The following is a 20,322-nucleotide window of genomic DNA, read 5'->3' on the forward strand; positions in this document are numbered from 1 at the left end:
CAAGATTCGCTAGGACAAAAGAGCCTTGGACCATTTCGACTATGTGAACGGCGCCATGCATGTGGAGCAGGTGCCGATGGCGGACATCGCGCAGGCGGTCGGCACGCCGGTCTATATCTATTCGACCGCTACCCTGACGCGCCACGTCAATGTCTTTCGAGAGGCCCTGTCGCGGCTGGACGATCCGCTGATCGCCTTTGCGGTGAAGGCCAATCCCAATGGCGCGGTGCTGGCGACGCTGGCGAAGCTGGGGCTGGGCGCTGATGTGGTTTCGGGTGGCGAGCTGCTGCGCGCGATCGCCGCTGGCATCCCGGCGAATCGCATCGTCTTTTCCGGCGTCGGCAAGACCGCCGAAGAGATGCGGCTGGCGCTGGAGCACGGCATTTTCCAGTTCAATCTGGAGAGCGAGCCGGAAGCCGAGATGCTGTCGGAAGTTGCGGTGTCCATGGGCAGACAAGCCCCCGTCGCCTATCGCATCAACCCCGATGTGGACGCAGGCACCCACGCCAAGATTTCGACCGGCAAGTCGGAAAACAAGTTCGGCATCCCCTACACCCATGCGCTGGAAAGCTATGCCGCCGCCCGCGACCTGCCGGGTCTGGATGTGCAGGGTGTCGCCGTCCATATCGGCAGCCAGCTGACCGATCTTGCGCCGCTGGAGGCGGCCTTCGTCAAGGTCGGCGCACTGATCGAACAGCTCCGCGCCGCTGGGCATGCCATCCGTACCGCCGATCTGGGCGGCGGACTGGGCGTCCCCTACGACCCGTCGCTCCCGATCCCGCCGCTGCCGGCTGTCTATGGCGAGATGGTGACGCGGGTGACGCAGGGCTGGAACGTCCGCCTGATGTTCGAGCCGGGTCGGGTCATCGTCGGCAATGCAGGTGCGCTGCTGTCGCGGGTGGTGCGCGTCAAGCAGGGTGCGCAGGCGCCGTTCGTCATCGTCGATGCGGCGATGAACGACCTGATGCGGCCAAGCCTCTATGATGCGTGGCATGATATTCGCGCCGTTGATCCTTCGGGCGCGCGGGAGACCGCCAATGTGGTGGGGCCGGTCTGCGAGACGGGCGATACTTTCGCCATGCACCGCGACATGGACGTGGTGCAGGCGGGCGATCTGGTCGCCTTCATGACGGCGGGCGCTTATGGCGCGACCATGGCGGGCACTTATAACAGCCGCCCGCTGACGCCCGAAGTGCTGGTGTCCGGCGACAAGTGGGCCGTGGTCCGCGCGCGTCCGCCGATCGAGGCGCTGATCGAGGCGGACAGCATTCCGGACTGGGTGCAGGGCTGATGCAAAGCCTGCCCGTCTTCCTGGTGTTGAAGGGCAGGCCGGTTATCCTGACGGGAAGCGGTGAGGCTGTGGATGCCAAGCGGCGGCTCCTCGAACGGGCGGGCGCGCATGTCGTGGGGGAAGCTGAGGACGCGGCCATCGCGATCGTTGCCGATGGCGATGATGCGACGGTTGCGCGGCTGAAGGCGCGGGGCGTGCTGGTGAACGCGACCGACCGGCCGGAGCTTTGTGATTTCACCCTGCCTGCCATCATCGATCGCGATCCCGTGCTGATCGCCATCGGCACGGGCGGTGCGTCGGCGGGGCTGGCAAAGGCGCTGCGCCAGCGGATCGAGGCAATATTGCCGCAAAAGCTGGGCAGGCTTGCCACCGCGTTGCACGCTGCCCGAGACGCCATCCGCGCACGCTGGCCCGATGCCAGCGCTCGCCGCCGCGCAATTGATGCCGGGCTGTCGGCTGGCGGTCTGATTGACCCGCTGGGCGAGGATTCCGCTGACGAGGTGCCCCGCTGGCTGGCGGAGCAGGGCGACGCCGAACCCTCCCGTCTTGTCGCACTGCGCCTGCTGTCGGGCGATCCCGATGACCTGACGCTCCGCGCGGCGCGCCTGCTCGGGGAGGCTGATCGCATTTATCATAGGCCCGATGTGCCAGCGGCGATCCTCGACCGCGCCCGCGCCGACGCCGCGCGCATCCCTGCCACCGCGCCGCCGGATATACCGGGCGAGGGCCTCTCGCTCTGGCTGGAGATGCCGCAATGAGCCGGGTGTTCGTCTATAACAGCGAAGCGGCCCGCGAAATCTCGCTCGATGATTTTTGCGCGCAGGCCGATCATGCGCCTTTCAGCTGGATTCATGCCGATGGCTGGCGGGAGGATGCGCAGAGCATCGTTTCGCGCTGCGACCATATGCCGCAGGCGGCGCTGTCGGCGCTGTTGGCGCAGGAAACCCGGCCGCGTTGCACCGTGATGGCGCATGGTGCGCTCATCAACCTGCGCGGTCTGGGTGCGGACGCCGAGGCAAGCGGCGATCCGTTGGTGTCGATCCGCCTGTGGGCCGAACATGCGCGGGTGATCACCGTCAGCTACCGCCCGCTCGCGGCGATGGAGCCGGTGGTGAAGCAGATGCTGGCCGGAGAGATTCGCGATCCGGGCGACCTCATCGCCGCCTTTGCCCAGGAAATCACCGAAGCGCTCGATCCCGAAGTGGCCCAGCTGGGCGATGATCTGGACGAGATCGAAAGCACGCTGAGCGATAATGGAGCGGCGGAGGTCCGGCGGCAGGTGTCCGAAATCCGGGCGTCGGCGATCAGCTATCGCCGCTTCATCTCACCGCAGCGGCAGGCGCTTGAAAGATTGTCGGCGGCGGATGCGCCCTGGCTTCACCCCGATGATCGGCTGCATTTGCAGGAAGCGGCGGACCGCTGCGCCCGCATGGCGGAGGAGCTGGAGGCGGTGCGCGAGCGATCGGCGCTGGCGCATGAAGAGCTGACGGACCTGCGCGCGGAACAGATGAACCGGCAGGCGTTGATCATATCGGTCGTGGCGCTGGTTTTCCTGCCGCTCACCTTTCTGACCGGGCTGCTCGGCATGAACGTCAACGGCATTCCCTTCGCCCATGAACCCTGGGCCTTTTGGGGCGTGGTGGCGGTATGCGTCGCCATGGCGATCGGGATTGGCGGCTGGTTCACCGCGACTCGCTGGTTGAAGCGCTGAAGCCCTGATCGTTTCAGGGGCGGGCAGCGTTCAGCCGGGCGATTTCATCATTCAACGCCTGGATCGATGAGACCAGCCGCGCCCGATCGACCTGCATTTCCTCAAGCGCGTCGCGCGTCTCGCCCAGTTCCACCGCGCGTCGCGCAATGCGGGCGTCGAGTTCGGCATTGTGCCGGGTGAGGGCGTTCACCTCATCGGCGCGCTGGCACAAATGGCGGAGCCGTGCGTCCAGCACATCGAAGTCGAAAGGCTTGGTGACATAATCGTCCGCACCTGCTTCCAAAGCCTCCACGACGCTGGCGTTATCCTGCTTGCCCGCGATCATCACGAAACTCGCCTGACCGGCAAGGCCAGCGGCACGGATTTTCTTCATGGTGGCTATGCCCGGCAGGATCGCCAGTCCCATGTCGATCAGGATGATGTCCACCGACCGGCTGAGAAGGCGGTTCAGCGCCACGAAGCCATTTTCGGCCAGCACCACGTCATAATGGAGATGGGAAAGGCGACGCGCGATCACGGCGCGGGCCGTGTCGTCTTCCTCGATCAGCAAAAGCCTGCGGCGGCGGAGCGGGCGAGCGCTCTTCGCCTTGTCGCTGTCGGTATTGAGCGTCCTCGCAGCGGATTTGAAAAACTGCATGGCATGCGTCTCCTCACACGCCTTGATCTAGGATAAGTGCGCAAAGAAATGGTTAATGCGATCTTTCGTGTGAAGGTGCTTCCGCTTCGGGCGCATAGGCGCGCAGGAAGCAATCGACCGCAAAAGCCACGTCGGCGTCCAACTGCTCGGGCGTGGGTGGCTGACCATTGCCCCAGATCATCTGCTGGTGACTGCCCGACAAGGTGAGCACAATCAGCGTCCGCGCCGCAAGCTGGGCATCGGCGCGGCGCAATTGGCCCTGCTCCATCGCCGCCTCCAAAAAGCGGGCGAGCAGGTTGCGCGTATATAAGGGCGCGAGTTCCAGGAAAATCTCGCCCATTTTGGGAAAACGGCTCGACTCCGCCGCTACCAGCCGATGCAGCGCGATCGCGTCTGGTGACGTTACCTTGCGCAGCAGATCATGACTGAAGCGCAGGAGCGTTTGATCAAGTGGACCACCCGTGTCCAGAAGCTGGGCGAGGCTGGCATGATAGGTTTCCGTCGCGTCGCGTAGGACGGCAGCGAACAATTCCTCCTTGCCGGGGAAATAGCTCCACAAGGTGCCCTTCGACCCACCCAGTTCGGCGGCGATGGAGGACATGGTGGTCGCGGCATAGCCATTTTCCAGGAATGACCGGCGGGCGACCGCGACGATCGCATCACGGCGATCGCGCCTGTTTGCTTCGCGGCGGGATAGGGAGGCAAGGTCTGCAGGGGCGCTCATAAAGGCGTACCATATAGTACGATTATCTTGTTGACAAGGCCGTGCAGCAGGCGCAAAGGCGGTTTTCATACCACATGGTACAGTTTCTTATGTCCCTAAATCGTCTCATTAATTCCGCGCATGCCGGGTTTCTGCCGGTCGCGATATTGGCGCTTTCCGCCTGCGCGGCCGTGCCAGATCTCGGCAAGGCGCCCGCGCCCCGGACAGCCTCCAGCATCGCGGCGTCGCAAACGCTGGGGCAGGGCGACGCGCTATGGCCAGCCGATGGATGGTGGAAAAGCTATGGCGACTCGCAACTCGACGCGTTGATGGAGGAGGGACTTGCCGCCTCCCCCGACATCGCCGGGGCTTCCGCCCGCTTCCGCCAGGCGTCCGCCGCCGCGCAGCAGGCCGGAGCCCCGCTGCTCCCGTCCGTTGATTTTACCGGATCGGCGGCCGCGACGAAGCAGAGCTATAATATGGGCTTCCCCAAGGACTTTGTGCCCAAAGGCTGGTTGGGTACGGGAAAAGCCGCGCTCGACCTGAATTTCGACCTTGATCTGTGGGGCCGGAACCGGGCGGCGCTGGCTGCCGCCACATCGGAGGCGGAGGCTGCCAGCATCGATGCCCAGCAGGCGCGTCTGATGCTGACGACGGGCATCGCCGATGCTTATGCCGACCTGGCCCGCCTGTTCGACCAGCGGGCGATCCAGCAACGCGCGCTGGACATCCGATCCGCCAGCCAGAAACTGGTGACGGAGCGGCAGCGCAACGGGCTGGAAACGCGGGGCAGCGTGCGGCAAGCCGATGCGACCGTGTCCGCCGCCCGCGCCGTGCTGGCGGGCATCGACCAATCCATCGCCGTCCGGCGGCATCAGATCGCGGCGCTGATCGGCGCAGGCCCTGATCGCGGCCTTGCCATCACGCAGCCGCATCTGGGCAAGGTCACGGATTTGGGCCTGCCCGCCGATGTCACCACCAACCTGGTGGCACGCCGTCCCGATGTCGCCGCCGCGCTTGCCCGCACGGAAGCCGCTGCCAAGCGCATCAAGGTCGCCCGCGCCGACTTCTTCCCGGCCATCAGCCTCAGCGCCCTCGTCGGGGTACAGTCACTCGGCTACAATACTTCCTTCCTTGACCCCTCGACGTCGGGTCCCCGCTCTTTCCTCGACACCTTGTTCAGCAAGGATTCGCTGTTCGGCAATGTCGGACCAGCGATCAGCCTTCCCATCTTCCATGGCGGGGAACTGCGTGGCCGCTATCGTGGCGCGCGGGCGACCTTCGACGAAGCCGTCGCCAATTATGACAAGACCGTCCTTGGCGCCTATCGCGACGTGGCCGATGCCGTCACCGGCCGCCGGATATTGGTTCAGCGGCTGACGGAAGCCCGCGCCGCGCTGGCCGCGTCGGAGGAAGCCTATGCCATAGCGCAGAAGCGCTACAGAGGCGGTCTGTTCACCTTCCTCGACGTTCTGAATGTCGAGGACCAGCTGCTTTCCGCCCGCCAATCCGTCGCGGAGCTTGAAGCGCTGACCTTTTCCACTGACATTGCCCTCATTCGCGCGCTCGGCGGCGGCTTCGCTGCCAGCGGCACATCGTCCAAGGACCTGCCCAATGGCTGATGCAGCCCCCGAATTCACCGCCGATACCGGCAGCGCCGACAAGAGCGCGCGGATGGAGCAGCGCAAGAAATGGCTGGTCCGCTTGGCCTTGGCCGTTTTGGTCATCGGCGCGATCTACGCCCTTTGGTATCTGTTGATCGGCCGCAATCATGTCGGCACGGACAATGCCTATGTGAACGCCGAGATCGCGCAGGTGACGCCGCTTATCTCCGCGCAGGCGGTCGAAGTGCGGGTGACCGATACGCAGGCGGTGAAGCGCGGCGACATATTGGTGCGGCTCGACCCCACCAACGCCCGCATCGCCGTCGCGCAGGCGGAGGCCGACCTTGCCGAAGCGCGCCGCCGTTTCCGCCAGGCCTCCGCGACCAGCTCATCACTCGCCGCTCAGGTCCAGGCGCGGGGCGCCGACATCGCGCAGGCAGGCGCGCAGCTCGCCGCTGCGCAGGCGGACTATGACAAGGCGCGCGTCGATCTTCAGCGGCGCGAGGCATTGGCGCCCGAGGGTGCCGTGTCGGGTGAAGAAGTAACCAGCGCGCGCAAGGCATTTGCGGCAGCCCGCGCGGGCCTTGAACAGGCGCGCGCAGGCGTGGCGACGGCACGCGCGACTCAGGGCGCTGCCGAAGGTCAGCTCGCCGCCAATGACGCCCTCGTCAGTGGCTCGACGGTAGAGACGGACCCCGCCGTCCTCGCCGCCAAGGCGAAGCTGGAAAATGCGCGGCTCGACCTTGGCCGCACCATCATTCGTGCGCCGATCGACGGGGTGGTGACACGCCGTCAGGTGCAGGTCGGCCAGCGCGTGGCGCAGGGCAGCCCGATCATGAGCATCGTCCCGCTCAGCCAAGTCTATGTCGATGCCAATTTCAAGGAACGGCAGCTGCGCCGCGTACGCGTCGGCATGCCCGCCACGGTCGTGGCGGACATTTATGGCGGCGACGTCGTCTATCATGGCAAGGTCATCGGCTTTTCGGGCGGCACCGGATCGTCCATGGCGCTGATCCCCGCGCAAAACGCGACCGGCAACTGGATCAAGGTGGTTCAGCGCCTGCCCGTGCGCATCGCGCTGGATCCCAAGGAACTTGCTGCGCACCCGCTCCGCGTGGGCCTCTCGACCGAGGTCGAGATCGACCTTTCGGGCGCCTGAGGAACCACGCGGTGACGGAGGCGGCAGAAAGATTTTTCATGGACCCCCGGCGGCGGATGCTGGCCGGGTTCGTGTTGGCGCTCAGCAATTTCATGGTCGTGCTCGACCTGACGATCGCGAACGTCTCGGTGCCGCACATCGCCGGAAATTTGGGCATCACGCCTGACCAGGGCACTTGGATCATCACATCCTATGCTGTGGCGGAGGCGATCTGCGTGCCGCTCACCGGCTGGCTCGCTCAGCGGTTCGGCACGGTGCGCCTGTTCATCTGGGGCATGATCGGCTTCGGGCTCTTCTCGCTTCTCTGCGGCCTTTCGACGACGCTCGGCATGATCGTCGCCTGCCGTATCGGACAGGGGCTGTGCGGCGGCCCGCTGATGCCGATGTCGCAAACCCTGTTGATGCGCATCTTTCCCGCCGAACAGCGGGCCAAGGTGATGGGATTGTGGGCCATGACCACGCTCGCTGGCCCAGCGGTGGGGCCGATCATCGGCGGCTATATCAGCGACAATTGGAGCTGGCACTGGATCTTCTTCATCAACCTGCCGATCGCGGTGGTGTGCGTGTTCGCCGCGATGGTGCTGCTGCGCCCCGCCGAAACGGAACGGCATAAGCTCCCCATCGACTTTATCGGCCTCGCTTTGCTCATATTCTGGATCGGCTGCCTCCAGATCATGCTCGACACCGGCCGCGACCATGACTGGTTCGGCGATCCGATGATCGTCGCGCTGGCCGTGATGGCAGGGATCGGCTTCCTCGTCTTCATCATCTGGGAACTGACGGAGGAGCATCCGATCGTCGATCTGCGGGTGTTCCGCCATATCGGCTTCACATCGGGCGTGCTGACATTGTCGCTATGCTTCGGCGCCTATTTCGCTGGCATCGTGATCATCCCGCAATGGCTTCAGATGTCCATGGGCTATCCCGCCTATTCGGCAGGTTTCGTCACCGCCTTTACGGCCATGACCGCGATCTTGGCCGCACCCTTTGCGGGCCGCGCGGTCGGCAAGATCGACGTGCGCCTGCTGATATCGGGTTCGGTGATCTGGATGGGTATGGTCACGATGTGGCGTTCGGGCTGGACCAGCACGGCCGACTTCTGGACTTTGGCCATGCCGCAGGTCGTGCAGGGCTTTGCCATGCCCTTCTTCATGATCCCTCTGACCACCCTGACGCTGGGATCGGTGCGGCCGGAAGAGACCGCGTCGGCGGCGGGCATGCAAAGCTTCCTGCGCACGCTGGCGGTCGCGATATCCACCTCCATCGTGCTGACCGGCTGGGGCAATGGCCAGCGAACCGCGCGCAATGAAATGGTGTCGGCACTTGATCCGGGCGTCGGATCGCAGCTGGCCGATTCCGGGCTGTCGGCTCAGCAGACGCCGCAGATGATCGCCAATCTGGTCGATCAGCAAGCGACCATATTGTCGATGAACCATGTCTTCTTCGTGGCGGCGCTGGTCCTGTTCCTTGCGGGCGCGCTGGTCTGGTTCGCGCCCAAGCCCACCGGCCGGGTGGACATGTCGGCGGCGCATTAAGACAAGCCTATCTCCCGGCCGATGCCGATGGCGCGCAGGAACGCCGCGTCATGGCTCACCACGATCAGCGCGCCGTCATAACCGCGCAGGCCCTGTTCGATCGCCGCAATGCTGTCGAGGTCGAGATGATTGGTCGGCTCGTCCAGCATCAGCAGCAGCGGCAAGGTGGCGCCTCCCAGCACGCAGGCCAGCCCGGCGCGCAACAACTGCCCGCCGCTAAGGCTACCCGCCTGTTGCAACGCCAGATCTGCCCGAAAGCGAAAGCGCGCCAGCGCCGCCCGCGCTTCATTATGCGTCGCTTGCGGGTGCAAGCGGGCGAAATTATCCGCAATGCTGGCGCGTGGATCGAGCAGTTCCACCCTCTGGTCCAGCAGCGCGCAGGCCGCCGGCCGCTCGACCTTCCCCGCCAAGGGAGGCAGGCTGCCCGCAATAACATGGAGCAGCGTTGATTTGCCCGCGCCATTCGGCCCAGTGATCGCAATCCGCTCCGGCCCGTTGACGCTCAGGGACAGCTCCCGCAGGACCGGCGCACTGGCATCATGACCTGCCGTCACATGGTCCAGCGTCACGATCCTCTGGCCAGACTGAACGGCGGTGGAGGGCAGGGCAACGGTCAGGCTCTCGACCACCTCGATCCGCTGCCGTGCCGTCTCTGCCGCCTGCATGGCTTCCCGCCGCAGACGCTCCGCCAGCCGCGCCGCTTCGCCGCCCGATCCCTCGGCCCGATCCTTCCTCAATCCGATCAATATGCGCGGCATGTCGCCCTTGGCCCCCTTGCGCGCCCCGGCGGCATCGCGCCGCTGCTTGCGTTCGGCCGCGACCTGCGTCCGCTTGGCGATCTCCTTCCGATGCCGTTCGGCATGGGCCAAGTCCTGCTCTGCCGCCGCGAGTTCGACCGCCTTGCGCTCCTGCCATGAAGAGAAGTTGCCGCCATGACGGCTGATGCCCAGCGTGGTCAGCTCGGCGATCACCTCCATCTCCTCCAGCAGCGCCCGGTCATGGCTGACCACGATCGCACCGGCCCGCCATCGCCCCAGCAAAGCGATCAGCGCCGCGCGCCCCTCCGCGTCCAGATTATTGGTCGGCTCGTCCAGCAGCAGGAAATCGGGGCGGGCAAAGATCGCTCCGGCCAGCGCCGCCCGCGTCCGCTGTCCTCCCGACAACTGACAGAGCGCTGCATCGGGCTCCGCCTCCAACCCAACTTCCGCCAATGCTTCCTCGATGCGCGAAGGTAGCGTCCAGTCGCATGCTTCCAGTTCGGCCATGTCCGCGTCGCCCTGTTCGGCCTTGGAGAGCGACGCCATGGCCTCCCGCACGCCGAACAAATCCGCGATCGTCTCGCCCGGCTCGACCTGCACCGTCTGCCGCAGTTCGGCCACCGTCCCGTCCAGCTGAACACTGCCGCCGCTGGGCTTCAGCCTCCCGGAAATGAGCGCAAGCAGCGTCGATTTGCCGACGCCATTGCGTCCGACAAGTCCAATCCGCTCGGAAGTGAAACGAAAATCAAGGTCGCTAAGGACGGATGTCCCGTCAGGCGCGGACCAGCTGATATGAGAGAGAGTAATCGCAGGCATGGACAAAAAACTTCCTGAAAGCAGAGCGTTGGGGCTGTGCGATCAGATGCAAGTCCATTATGTCGATCCTCCGGAAACTGGCCCGCACCGATACAGCAGGCCGCTCACCCTGGCAACCGTAGCGCGCTCCCCCAATTGACGCGGCGCAGCATCGCGGTCACTGAAGGGCCAAAAGGGCTGGGTCCACATGCGAATCGTCATCATCGATGACAGCGGCCTGCGCGCGACGGTTCTCGAAGAAGGACTGCGCGAGGCGGGCTATGACGATATCCACATCGTCCCCCCGCGCGGCGGCTTCGTCGCGCGGCTCGAACGCATGGCGCCCGACGTCGTGCTGATGGATCTGGGCAGCCCCAGCCGCGATACGCTGGAAGAAATGCTGTCGGTCAGCCGCGCGCTCGCCCGGCCGATTGCCATGTTCGTCGATCAGTCGGACGAGTCCATGATCGGCGCGGCGATCGACGCGGGCGTTTCCGCTTATGTGGTCGATGGCCTGCGCAAGGAGCGGGTAAAGCCGGTGCTGGAACTCGCCGTCCGTCGCTTCAACGCCTTCGCCCGACTCCAGACCGAACTGGACGAGGCGCGGACGCAGCTTTCCGACCGCAAGATCATCGACCGCGCCAAATCCATTCTGATGAGCCAGCGCGGCATCAACGAACCGGACGCCTATGCGCTGTTGCGGTCGAGCGCGATGAATCAGGGGAAAAAGATCGTGGATGTCGCCCAGGCACTGATCACCGCGAGCGACCTGTTGGGAGGGGGCCTATGACGATATCCTTGCGCATCGCCTATTTGCCGCTGACCGATTCCGCCGTGCTGGCGGTGGCGCGGGAAAAGGGTTTCGCGGAGGAGGAGGGGATCGCCCTCGATCTCGTCCGCACGGTCAGCTGGGCGACGTTGCGCGACCGGCTGATCTTCGGTCAGGTGCAGGCCGCGCACATGCTGGCGCCGCTCGCCATCGCGGTGACGCTGGGTTTGAGCCAACAGCCCGCGCCGCTGTCGGCGCCCTATAAGCTCAACGTCAATGGCAACATGCTGGTGATGGCGCGCGAGTTCGCGCAGGCGCTCGACCCTGACGTCGCCGCACGGCTCGACGATCCGCTTGGCACCGCCCATGACTTCGCCGCCGCCATCGGCCTGTGGAAACGCAAGCCGGTGATCGGCGTCGTCCACCGCTTTTCCAGTCACGCGATTATGCTGCGCTACTGGCTGGCGAGTGCGGGCGTCGATCCGGATCGCGACGTGTTGTTGCGCGTGGTGCCGCCTTCGCTGACGGTTGAGGCCCTGCGCGGGGGCGAAATTGACGGTTTCATCGCTGGCGAACCCTGGGGCAGCGCGGCTGTCGAAGCGGGCCTTGCCGAAGCGGTGGCGATTGGCGAACGGATCTGGCGGCGCGGCGTTGAAAAGGTGCTGGCCTTCCGGACGCCATGGCTGGAGGAAAATCCGCAAACCGTGGACGCACTGATCCGCGCGCTGGTCCGTTCCGCCGCCTGGTGCGACGACCCGGCGAATCATGAAGCGCTCGCCCACCTCCTGTCGCAACCGCATTTCGTCGATCAGCCCGCCGACCTCATCCTGCGCGCACTGTCGGGCCGCATTACCGCACGGCCGGATATGCCGCCGCTCGACATGCCCGACTTCATGCTCTTCTCCCGCGAAGCGACGCCCTTTCCGTGGCGTAGCCAGGCGCTATGGCTCTATTCGCAACTCGCCCGCTGGAAGATGGTGGATCATACGCCTGAAAACGCGGCCAAGGCGGGATCGGTATTCCGCCCCGACATCTTCCGCCGCGCGCTGGCCGAAAGCAATGTGCCGATTCCCGGCGCCAGCATGAAGGTGGAGGGCGCCGTCGCATCCCCCTTGGCGGTGGGCTCCAAGCGGGGAGAATTGACGCTCGGCCCCGACCGTTTCTTCGACGGCCGCACATTCGACCCCGAACATATCGAGGATTTTCTGAAGAGCTTCTAACGCGCGTGGCGCTTGAAAAAATTGTGCCTTGCAACATGAAACGAATCATTAGATAAGGCAAAGGTCGCGCGACGAAGCGCGTTCATGGATGAGCACGCCCAAGGATGGGGTCGCGCTCTCCTCAAACAATATTTGCAGCAAAGCCGCTGGCCGGGTCTCGTCACAAACGGGCGTCCGGAGAGCGGCTTTTTTTGTGTCCATTTCACTTGGATTGAAGGACCTCGTCATGGCAACTGCTTATTGGGATCGCGAGAAAGGCGGCGAGGGGACAGCCGGGCCAACCAGCTTCTGGAAAGCTGGCCACACGCCGACCCTGATTGCCGCTTTCCTCTATTTCGACCTCGCCTTCATGGTGTGGGTGCTGCTCGGGCCGCTTGCGCCCTCCATTTCCAAAACGCTGGGCCTGACCCCTGCGGAAAAGGGCCTCATGGTCGCGGTGCCGACACTGGCGGGCGCGCTGCTTCGCGTGGTCAACGGCCTGTTGGTCGACCGCATTGGCTGCAAGCAGGCGGGCGCGATCAGCCAGGTCATCGTGATCCTTGGCCTCTTCACCGCCTGGTTCATGGGCGTGAATAGCTTCGGCGGGACGCTGGCGCTGGGCGTCATCCTGGGGTTTGCAGGCGCTTCCTTCGCCATCGCGCTCCCCCTGGCAAGCCGCTGGTATCCGCCTGAGCATCAGGGCAAGGCGATGGGCCTTGCCGGCATGGGCAATTCGGGCACGGTTCTGGCGTCCTTGTTCGCGCCGATCCTTGCCAAGCTGTTCGGCTGGAACGCGGTGCTGGGCCTCGCCTGCATCCCGCTGACCATCGTGTTTTTCCTCTACCTGATCATGGCGAAGAACGCCCCCAACGCGCCCGCGCCCAAGAAGCTGGTGGATTATTTCCGCCCGCTGAAGAGCGCCGACGCATGGTGGCTGATGGGCTTTTATTCGGTGACCTTTGGCGGTTTCGTCGGTCTGGCCGCGTCGCTGCCGATCTACTTCACCGACCAGTTCGGCCTTACCCCGATCACGGCAGGCTATTGCACCGCGGGCTGCGTATTCGCTGGCTCCCTGGTTCGCCCCATGGGCGGCGCGCTGGCTGACAAGATCGGTGGCGTGAAGGCGCTGATGATGGTCTATATCGTCGCCGCATTGGCGCTGGCGGGCGTATCCTATGCGCCGACGCTGGTCTCTGCCCTGGGCCTTTTCGTCGCCGCGATGCTGGCGCTCGGCGTGGGCAATGGCTCGGTGTTCCAGCTGGTGCCGCAGCGTTTTCAGGAAGAAATCGGCGTCATGACCGGGCTGGTCGGCATGGCGGGCGGCATTGGCGGCTTCTACCTCGCGTCCTCGCTGGGTATCGCCAAGCAGTTCACCGGCAGCTTTGCCCCCGGCTTCCTGATCTTCGCGGGCCTCGCCGTGGTCGCGTTCCTCGGTATCTCGCTGGTGCGTGCCAAGTGGCGCGCGACCTGGAGCACCGGCGCGCGTATCTGATCAACGCTTACCGGAGAGGAGAGGCGGCGGCACTCGAAAGAGGAGCCGCCGACCTTGTTTTTGCGCTGCGGCGAAATTTCGAGCCAAGGAATCACTTGACCCCAACCGCGTTTCATTTATGCTGCACTGCGAAGGACAAGGTTGTCCTCTACTGACATAGCTGCGGTGATCCAGGGTTGGATCGTCAAAGCGTTAATGATGGCAAAGCCGCCATCCAGACTCCTGGGTTCAAAGCCCAGGGGTCCGGATGGCGGCTTTTTTTATTGTCTGGAGTCAAGGGATGGATTTTCAGAACAACGCCGGACCGGAGACGGCCAACGAAGAGGATATCTTCGTGCCCTCCGACGATGTTCGCGAACATCTGGTTGTTGTGGGCAACGGCATGGCTGGTTGCCGCGCGGTCGAGGAACTGCTGGCACGCGATGCGGGGCGTTATCGCGTCACGATCTTCGGGGCCGAGCCTTATGTGAACTATAACCGCATCATGCTCTCGCCGGTTCTGGCCGGGGAAAAGAGCTTCGATGACATCGTCATCAACAGCCGCGAATGGTATGATGAGAACAAGATCGAACTGATCGCCGGTGATCCGGTGACGGCAATCGATCGCGCCGCAAAGACCGTCACGAGCCAGTCGGGTCGCACTGTTGGCTATGACAAGCTGCTGATCGCGACGGGTTCCGATCCGTTCATCATCCCGGTTCCGGGCAAGGACTTGGCCGGAGTGATCAGCTTCCGCGACATGAAGGATGTCGACACCATGCTGGAAGCCGCCGATAAGGGCGGCTCTGCGGTGGTGATCGGCGGCGGGTTGCTCGGGCTGGAAGCGGCGCATGGCCTGACTCTGCGCGGCATGAAGGTCACCGTGATCCACCTGATGGACACGCTGATGGAGCGGCAGCTGGACGAAGCGGCGGGTTGGCTGCTCAAGTCCGCGCTCGAAGGACGCGGCCAGACGATCCTGACCGCCGCCAACACCGAAAGCATCTATGGCGACGGCAAGGTCGAGGGCGTCCGCCTGAAGGACGGCACGGAAATCCCCGCGAGCCTTGTTGTCATGGCGGTAGGCATCCGTCCTGCGACCGCTCTCGCCCGTGAAGCTGGCCTTGAAGTCAATCGCGGCATCAAGGTCGACGACCATATGGTCACCAGCGACCCCGATGTCCTCGCGGTCGGCGAATGCGTCGAGCATGACGGCAATGTCTACGGCCTCGTCGCGCCGCTGTGGGACATGTGCCGCAGCCTCGCGGACGGCCTCACTGATCAGCATACGGGCTACAAGGGTTCGGTCACCTCGACCAAGCTCAAGGTTGCGGGTCTGGACGTCTTCTCCGCCGGTGATTTCTCCGGTGGCGAAGGCTGCGAGGACATCGTCCTGCGCGACGCCTCGCGTGGCGTGTATAAGCGCGTCATCGTCAAGGACGACAAGATCATTGGCGCGGTCCTCTACGGCGATACCGTCGATGGCGGCTGGTATTTCGACCTCCTCAAGCGCGAGGAAGATGTCGGCGAAATCCGCGACCTGCTGATCTTCGGTCAGGCTTTCGCCTCTGGAGGAGGCGCGCTGGACCCTAAGGCGGCCGTTGCGGCGCTCTCGGACGATGCCGAGATTTGCGGCTGCAACGGCGTCAGCAAGGGCCAGGTCGTTGCCTGCATTGAAAAGGGTGCATGCAGCCTCGACGCGGTGCGCGGCACCTGCAAGGCGTCGGCCAGCTGCGGCAGTTGCACGGGCCTTGTCGAAAACCTGCTGGCGGTGGTGCTGGGCGATGACGTCCAGTCCGGCCCCAAGACGATGTGCAAATGCACCAGCTTTGGCCATGATGATGTCCGCCGTGAGATCGTGGCGCAGAATATGCGCTCGATTCCCGAAGTGATGCAGAAGCTGCACTGGTCGACCCCGGATGGCTGCTCCTCGTGCCGCCCGGCGCTCAACTATTACCTCCTCTGCGCGCTGCCCGGCGAATATGTCGATGATCAGCAGAGCCGCTTCGTCAATGAGCGCATGCACGCGAACATCCAGAAGGACGGCACTTACTCCGTCGTCCCGCGCATGTGGGGTGGCCTCACCAACCCCAAGGAACTGCGCGCGATCGCCGACGTGGTCGAGAAATATGATGCGCCGATGGTGAAGGTCACCGGCGGCCAGCGTCTCGACATTTTCGGCATCAAGAAGGAAGATTTGCCCGCCGTCTGGGCCGACCTCAATGCTGCGGGCATGGTGTCGGGTCATGCTTATGGCAAGTCGCTGCGCACGGTGAAGACCTGCGTCGGCTCCGAATGGTGCCGCTTCGGCACGCAGGATTCGACCGGCCTTGGCGTCAAGACGGAACGGATGACCTGGGGATCGTGGATGCCCCACAAGTTCAAGATCGCCGTATCGGGCTGCCCCCGCAACTGCGCGGAGGCGACGATCAAGGACTTTGGCGTGGTCTGCGTGGATAGCGGTTACGAACTGCATGTCGGCGGCAATGGCGGCATCCATGTCCGCGCCACCGACTTCCTCTGCAAGGTCGCGACCGAGCAGGAGGCGCTCGATTATTGCGCCGCCTTCACCCAGCTCTACCGCGAGGAAGCCCGCTATCTGGAGCGCACCGCGCCGTGGATCGAGCGTGTCGGCGTGGAATATGTGAAGCAGCGGATCGTGGAAGACGAAGCAGGCCGCGAGGCTCTTCGCGCCCGCTTCCTCTACTCGCAGAGCTTCTCTCAGGAAGACCCCTGGGCGCAGCGCGCAGCTGGTGCGGAGAGCGAATTGCACCAGCATCTTGAACCCATCGCCATCGCTGCGGAGTAACCATCATGACCGATTGGATCGACATCGGAACGCTGGCCGACATTCCCCAGCGCGGCGCTCGCACGGTGCAAATCGCAGGCGAGAAGGAAATCGCCGTCTTCCGCACCAGCGACGACAAGGTCTTCGCGCTGGTCAACGAATGCCCGCACAAGCAGGGGCCGCTAAGCCAGGGCATCGTCCATGGCCACAGCGTCGCCTGTCCGCTGCACAACTGGAACATCGCCCTGAAAACGGGCGAGGCGCAGGGCAATGACGAAGGCTGCACGCCGACCATCGCCGTGAAAGAGGAGGGCGGTCGCATCCTGATCGCTCGCCCGGCAGCGATGAAGGCGGCAGCCTGACGAGCATCAAGCTTCCGGTCCCTAGCCACAACGGCGGGGACCCGGGTGGGGGCGTCTTGTTGGCCATCCCTTGCGGCAAGCGCTTCCACCCAATTCCTATTCCTCGGGACGAAGAGGTAAGAGCATGACAGAGGCCATCCGCACCACCTGCGCCTATTGCGGCGTCGGTTGCGGCATTTCGGCCACGCCGACCGGACCCCGGTCGGTCACGATCAAGGGCGATGAAGCGCACCCGGCCAATGGCGGGCGCCTCTGCTCCAAGGGCACGCATCTGGGCGAAACCGTCGGCCTGACCGGCCGCCTGCTGCACCCGATGATCGGCAACAAGCGCGCTAGTTGGGACAAGTCGCTGGACATGGTCGCGAAGAAATTCCGCGAGACTGTCGACCGCTACGGCCCCGACAGCGTCGCCTTCTACGTCTCCGGCCAGCTGCTGACCGAAGATTATTATGTCGCCAACAAGCTGATGAAGGGCTTCATCGGCACGTCCAACATCGACACAAATTCGCGGCTCTGCATGTCGAGCGCGGTCGCCGGTCACAACCGTGCCTTTGGCGAGGACATCGTGCCCGCCACCTATGGCGACCTTGATGAAGCCGACCTGATCGTCCTCGTCGGCTCCAACACTGCCTGGTGCCACCCGATCGTCTATCAGCGCATTCAGGCCGCCCGCGCCGCACGCGGCACCAAGCTGGTCGTCATCGACCCGCGCCGCACCGAAACCTGCGAAGGGGCGGACCTGCATTTGCCGGTGAAACCCGGAACCGACGTCGCGCTGATGAACGGCCTGCTGGCTTGGTGCGACGCTGAAGGCATCACCGATCCCGCCTTCATGGCCGAACATGTCAACGCGCCGGAAGGCTTCTGGGAGCATATCCGCACCGGCCACGACCTCTGGACGACCGCCAAGACCTGCGACATCGCGCCCGCGCTGCTGGAGCAGTTTTTCAAGCTGTTCGCCGCCACGCCGCGCACCGTCACCCTATTCAGCCAGGGCATCAATCAGTCGATCCGCGGCACCGATCAGGTCAATGCGATCATCAACGTCCACCTCGCCACCCGCCGCATCGGCAAGCCGGGCGCCGCGCCCTTCTCGATCACTGGCCAGCCCAACGCTATGGGCGGCCGCGAAGTCGGTGGCCTTGCCTCGACCCTCGCCGCCCACATGGACTTCGCGCCGGAAAATGTTGAGCGGGTGGGACGTTTCTGGGCCGCCCCGAACATGGCGACCAAGCCCGGCCTGAAAGCCGTCGATCTCTTCCGCGCCATCAACGAAGGCCGGGTCAAGGCGCTCTGGGTGATGGCGACCAACCCCGCCGTCTCGCTCCCCGATGCGAACCGCGTCCGTGAAGCGTTGGAATCTGTCCCCTTCCTCGTTGTGTCGGACATCATCGCCGACACCGACACCAGCGTCCATGCCGACGTCCGCCTGCCCGCCGCCGGATGGGGCGAGAAGGACGGCACCGTCACCAACTCCGACCGCACCATCAGCCGCCAGCGCCCCTTCATGGCGCTCCCCGGCGAGGCGAAGCCCGACTGGTGGATCGTCAAGGAAGTCGCCCGCCGCATGGGCTGGCGCAACGCCTTCGCCTATGACCGGCCCGCCGACATCTGGCGCGAACATGCCCGCCTGACCGCCTATCAGAATGACGGCCAGCGCCTGCTCAACCTCCGTGCCCAGGCCACCATCGGCAACGACGCCTATGAAGCGATGGAGCCCTTCCGCTGGGGTGGTGAGAAGCCCTTTGCCGATGGCCGCTTCTCCACCCCCGACGGCAAGGCGCGGTTGGTGCTGACCAAGCAGATGGACCTTCAGGAGCCGCTCAAGCAGTGGTCGATGACGCTCAACACCGGCCGTTACCGCGACCAATGGCACACGATGACCCGCACCGGCCTGTCGCCCAAGCTCGCCCGCCATCGCGAGGAACCGCTGGTCGACATCCACCCCAAGGATGCGGAGGAGCTGGGCATTTGCGACGGCGACCTCGCTCGGGTCCAGACCGCGCAGGGCAACAGCATCTTCCGCGTGGCGTTCAGCGAAGGCCAGCGCGTGGGCGAAATCTTCACGCCGATCCACTGGACCGATCAAGTCTCGACCGGCGGCCGTACCGGCCTGCTGCCCCGCCCGCTGGTTGACCCGCATTCCGGCCAGCCCGGCTTCAAATCGACGCCCGCCAGCATCGAAAAGGTCGCGACGGAATGGAAGGGCTTCCTCATCCTGCGCGGTGAACAGCCCGCCAAGGTCCCCTGTCTCTGGGCCACGAAGGTCACCGTTCCGGGCGGCGCGCTCTACGAAGTCGCGGGCAATGGCGATCCCACGCGCCTTGAAGCCTGCCTGCCCAAGGGCGACCGCGTCGAAGCCGTCGACATGACACGCGGCACCCGCCGCATCGCCATCATCCGCGAAGGCAGGCTGGCGGCGGTCCTCTTCGTCACCCGCACCGGCCTGCTCCCCTCGCGCGACTGGCTCATCGGCCAGCTCGAAGCCGAAGAGGTGGGCGCCTCCGTCCTCGCCGCGCGCGGTCCCGGCAACCAGCCCGACAAGGGGCCGACCATCTGCGTCTGCTTCGACATCGGCCTCAACCAGATCGTTGCCGCCATCCGCGACCAGAGCCTGGTCGACGTTCCCGCCATCGGCAAGGCGATCGGCGCGGGCACCAATTGCGGGTCCTGCCGTCCCGCGCTCGCCAACATCCTCGCCCAAATTCCGCAGGAGGCCCTTCATGCAGCCGAATGAATTGATCGCTCCCGGTGAAGTCTGGCTGGTCGGCGCAGGCCCCGGCGACCCGGACCTCCTCACCCGCAAGGCTGAAAAGCTGATCGCCGCGGCGGAGATCGTCTTCTACGACGCGCTCGTCGGCCCCGGCGTACTCGACCTGATCCCTGAGGGCGTCGAGCGGATCAGCGTCGGCAAACGCTCCGGCCGCCACAGCAAGGCGCAGGAGAGCATCAACGACCTGCTCCTCGCCGCCGCCAAGGCAGGCAAGCGCGTCGTGCGCCTCAAAGGTGGCGACCCCTCGGTCTTCGGCCGCTCGTCCGAAGAGATGGAGCATCTGGCCGCCGACGGCATCCGCTTCCGCATTTGCCCCGGCATCACCACCGCCAGCGCGGCGGCGGCGAGCGGCAGCGCCTCGCTCACCCTGCGCGGCAAGGCGCGCGGCCTGACGCTGGTGACGGCGCATTTGAAAGCCGGTGAGCCGCTCAAGCTCGACTGGGAAGCGCTGGCCCGTCCCGGCGGCACGCTCGGCATCTATATGGGCCGCGCCGCCGCTGGAGAGATCAGCCGCCAGTTGATCGCCGCCGGACGCGATCCCGAAACGCCGGTGATGGTGGCGGTGAACGTCTCGCTCCCCACCGAACGCCTGATCCGGGGCAAGCTGTCCGCGCTTGCCTTTCTGGTCGCCACGATCAGCGATGAAGACCCGACCCTGCTGCTGATTGGTGAAGCGGTGGCGGGAACGTCCATGCCTGTAGGGGTTGCAGCCAGCGTCGCTCTTCAGCTTTGAAGACCGGCTCTTTGCAACTTTTGCCCTGAGCTTG

The 20,322-nt window shown here is 64.9% G+C and carries 16 protein-coding genes; 13 read left to right on the forward strand and 3 right to left on the reverse strand.

All coding sequences use genetic code 11. From position 1 onward, the window contains the following. Positions 1 to 25 precede the first annotated feature (25 nt). Genes lysA through ACWNC0_RS09065 form a run of 3 tightly spaced genes read left to right on the forward strand, consistent with a single transcriptional unit; the run spans position 26 to position 3,002 of the window. Complete coding sequence (gene lysA, locus ACWNC0_RS09055) at positions 26 to 1,291, forward strand: diaminopimelate decarboxylase (protein ID WP_449471089.1); 1,266 nt, start codon at positions 26 to 28, stop codon at positions 1,289 to 1,291. After that, positions 1,291 to 2,049, forward strand: coding sequence for an NAD(P)-dependent oxidoreductase (locus ACWNC0_RS09060; RefSeq protein WP_449471091.1), 759 nt, complete (start codon positions 1,291 to 1,293; stop codon positions 2,047 to 2,049). Before lysA ends, ACWNC0_RS09060 begins: the two co-directional genes overlap by 1 nt. Further along, a complete protein-coding gene (locus ACWNC0_RS09065; protein WP_449471093.1) occupies positions 2,046 to 3,002 on the forward strand; it encodes a zinc transporter ZntB in 957 nt (318 codons plus the stop codon). The genes ACWNC0_RS09060 and ACWNC0_RS09065 overlap by 4 nt, the downstream gene beginning before the upstream one ends. Positions 3,003 to 3,015: 13 nt before the next feature. Here the strand turns inward: ACWNC0_RS09065 and ACWNC0_RS09070 are convergent, their stop codons facing one another. Both ACWNC0_RS09070 and ACWNC0_RS09075 read right to left on the reverse strand, forming a co-directional pair. Next, positions 3,016 to 3,639, reverse strand: a complete 624-nt coding sequence (locus tag ACWNC0_RS09070) for a response regulator transcription factor (RefSeq protein ID WP_449471095.1) — start codon at positions 3,637 to 3,639, stop codon at positions 3,016 to 3,018. A gap of 52 nt (positions 3,640 to 3,691) precedes the next feature. Further along, complete coding sequence (locus ACWNC0_RS09075) at positions 3,692 to 4,363, reverse strand: TetR/AcrR family transcriptional regulator (RefSeq protein ID WP_449471097.1); 672 nt, start codon at positions 4,361 to 4,363, stop codon at positions 3,692 to 3,694. 89 nt (positions 4,364 to 4,452) lie between these two features. Between ACWNC0_RS09075 and ACWNC0_RS09080 the strand changes: the two genes are divergently transcribed. The 3 genes from ACWNC0_RS09080 to ACWNC0_RS09090 are packed head-to-tail and all read left to right on the forward strand — an operon-like array spanning position 4,453 to position 8,640. After that, positions 4,453 to 5,964 carry an efflux transporter outer membrane subunit gene (locus ACWNC0_RS09080; RefSeq protein WP_449474585.1) on the forward strand — a complete coding sequence of 504 codons (1,512 nt, stop codon included), beginning with the start codon at positions 4,453 to 4,455 and terminating at the stop codon, positions 5,962 to 5,964. Beyond that, entirely contained in the window at positions 5,957 to 7,105 is a 1,149-nt protein-coding gene (locus ACWNC0_RS09085; protein ID WP_449471099.1) for an EmrA/EmrK family multidrug efflux transporter periplasmic adaptor subunit, read from the forward strand. Before ACWNC0_RS09080 ends, ACWNC0_RS09085 begins: the two co-directional genes overlap by 8 nt. A gap of 38 nt (positions 7,106 to 7,143) precedes the next feature. Continuing rightward, positions 7,144 to 8,640, forward strand: coding sequence for a DHA2 family efflux MFS transporter permease subunit (locus ACWNC0_RS09090; RefSeq protein WP_449474586.1), 1,497 nt, complete (start codon positions 7,144 to 7,146; stop codon positions 8,638 to 8,640). Here the strand turns inward: ACWNC0_RS09090 and ACWNC0_RS09095 are convergent. Continuing rightward, positions 8,637 to 10,214 (reverse strand): ABC-F family ATP-binding cassette domain-containing protein, encoded by a 1,578-nt coding sequence (locus tag ACWNC0_RS09095; protein WP_449471101.1) that lies wholly within the window; start codon positions 10,212 to 10,214, stop codon positions 8,637 to 8,639. The genes ACWNC0_RS09090 and ACWNC0_RS09095 overlap by 4 nt on opposite strands. A 187-nt stretch (positions 10,215 to 10,401) precedes the next feature. Between ACWNC0_RS09095 and ACWNC0_RS09100 the strand changes: the two genes are divergently transcribed. From ACWNC0_RS09100 to cobA, 7 genes are all read left to right on the forward strand, one after another. Next, positions 10,402 to 10,983 (forward strand): ANTAR domain-containing response regulator, encoded by a 582-nt coding sequence (locus tag ACWNC0_RS09100; protein WP_449471103.1) that lies wholly within the window; start codon positions 10,402 to 10,404, stop codon positions 10,981 to 10,983. Further along, positions 10,980 to 12,182, forward strand: coding sequence for a CmpA/NrtA family ABC transporter substrate-binding protein (locus ACWNC0_RS09105; RefSeq protein WP_449471104.1), 1,203 nt, complete (start codon positions 10,980 to 10,982; stop codon positions 12,180 to 12,182). The genes ACWNC0_RS09100 and ACWNC0_RS09105 overlap by 4 nt, the downstream gene beginning before the upstream one ends. Before the next feature lie 226 nt (positions 12,183 to 12,408). Further along, positions 12,409 to 13,653: a nitrate/nitrite transporter gene (locus tag ACWNC0_RS09110; RefSeq protein WP_449471106.1), complete on the forward strand. Its 1,245-nt coding sequence runs from the start codon at positions 12,409 to 12,411 to the stop codon at positions 13,651 to 13,653. Between the two features lie 280 nt (positions 13,654 to 13,933). Continuing rightward, positions 13,934 to 16,441 carry a nitrite reductase large subunit NirB gene (gene nirB / locus ACWNC0_RS09115; RefSeq protein ID WP_449471108.1) on the forward strand — a complete coding sequence of 836 codons (2,508 nt, stop codon included), beginning with the start codon at positions 13,934 to 13,936 and terminating at the stop codon, positions 16,439 to 16,441. Between the two features lie 5 nt (positions 16,442 to 16,446). Further along, positions 16,447 to 16,782, forward strand: a complete 336-nt coding sequence (gene nirD, locus ACWNC0_RS09120) for a nitrite reductase small subunit NirD (protein ID WP_449471110.1) — start codon at positions 16,447 to 16,449, stop codon at positions 16,780 to 16,782. 124 nt (positions 16,783 to 16,906) lie between these two features. Beyond that, positions 16,907 to 19,519 (forward strand): molybdopterin-dependent oxidoreductase, encoded by a 2,613-nt coding sequence (locus ACWNC0_RS09125; RefSeq protein ID WP_449471111.1) that lies wholly within the window; start codon positions 16,907 to 16,909, stop codon positions 19,517 to 19,519. Then, a complete protein-coding gene (gene cobA / locus ACWNC0_RS09130; protein ID WP_449471113.1) occupies positions 19,506 to 20,288 on the forward strand; it encodes a uroporphyrinogen-III C-methyltransferase in 783 nt (260 codons plus the stop codon). Before ACWNC0_RS09125 ends, cobA begins: the two co-directional genes overlap by 14 nt. Positions 20,289 to 20,322 lie beyond the last annotated feature (34 nt).

The organism is Sphingobium chungangianum (assembly GCF_977014255.1).

Coding starts and splice junctions, on each gene's coding strand:
- ACWNC0_RS09090 (WP_449474586.1), top strand. CDS start 7,144: ATGGACCCCCGGCGGCGGATGCTGGCCGGGTTCGTGTTGGCGCTCAGC.
- ACWNC0_RS09075 (WP_449471097.1), bottom strand. CDS start 4,363: ATGAGCGCCCCTGCAGACCTTGCCTCCCTATCCCGCCGCGAAGCAAAC.
- ACWNC0_RS09100 (WP_449471103.1), top strand. CDS start 10,402: ATGCGAATCGTCATCATCGATGACAGCGGCCTGCGCGCGACGGTTCTC.
- ACWNC0_RS09065 (WP_449471093.1), top strand. CDS start 2,046: ATGAGCCGGGTGTTCGTCTATAACAGCGAAGCGGCCCGCGAAATCTCG.
- ACWNC0_RS09080 (WP_449474585.1), top strand. CDS start 4,453: ATGTCCCTAAATCGTCTCATTAATTCCGCGCATGCCGGGTTTCTGCCG.
- cobA (WP_449471113.1), top strand. CDS start 19,506: ATGCAGCCGAATGAATTGATCGCTCCCGGTGAAGTCTGGCTGGTCGGC.
- ACWNC0_RS09125 (WP_449471111.1), top strand. CDS start 16,907: ATGACAGAGGCCATCCGCACCACCTGCGCCTATTGCGGCGTCGGTTGC.
- ACWNC0_RS09060 (WP_449471091.1), top strand. CDS start 1,291: ATGCAAAGCCTGCCCGTCTTCCTGGTGTTGAAGGGCAGGCCGGTTATC.
- ACWNC0_RS09110 (WP_449471106.1), top strand. CDS start 12,409: ATGGCAACTGCTTATTGGGATCGCGAGAAAGGCGGCGAGGGGACAGCC.
- nirB (WP_449471108.1), top strand. CDS start 13,934: ATGGATTTTCAGAACAACGCCGGACCGGAGACGGCCAACGAAGAGGAT.
- ACWNC0_RS09085 (WP_449471099.1), top strand. CDS start 5,957: ATGGCTGATGCAGCCCCCGAATTCACCGCCGATACCGGCAGCGCCGAC.
- ACWNC0_RS09095 (WP_449471101.1), bottom strand. CDS start 10,214: ATGCCTGCGATTACTCTCTCTCATATCAGCTGGTCCGCGCCTGACGGG.
- ACWNC0_RS09105 (WP_449471104.1), top strand. CDS start 10,980: ATGACGATATCCTTGCGCATCGCCTATTTGCCGCTGACCGATTCCGCC.
- ACWNC0_RS09070 (WP_449471095.1), bottom strand. CDS start 3,639: ATGCAGTTTTTCAAATCCGCTGCGAGGACGCTCAATACCGACAGCGAC.
- nirD (WP_449471110.1), top strand. CDS start 16,447: ATGACCGATTGGATCGACATCGGAACGCTGGCCGACATTCCCCAGCGC.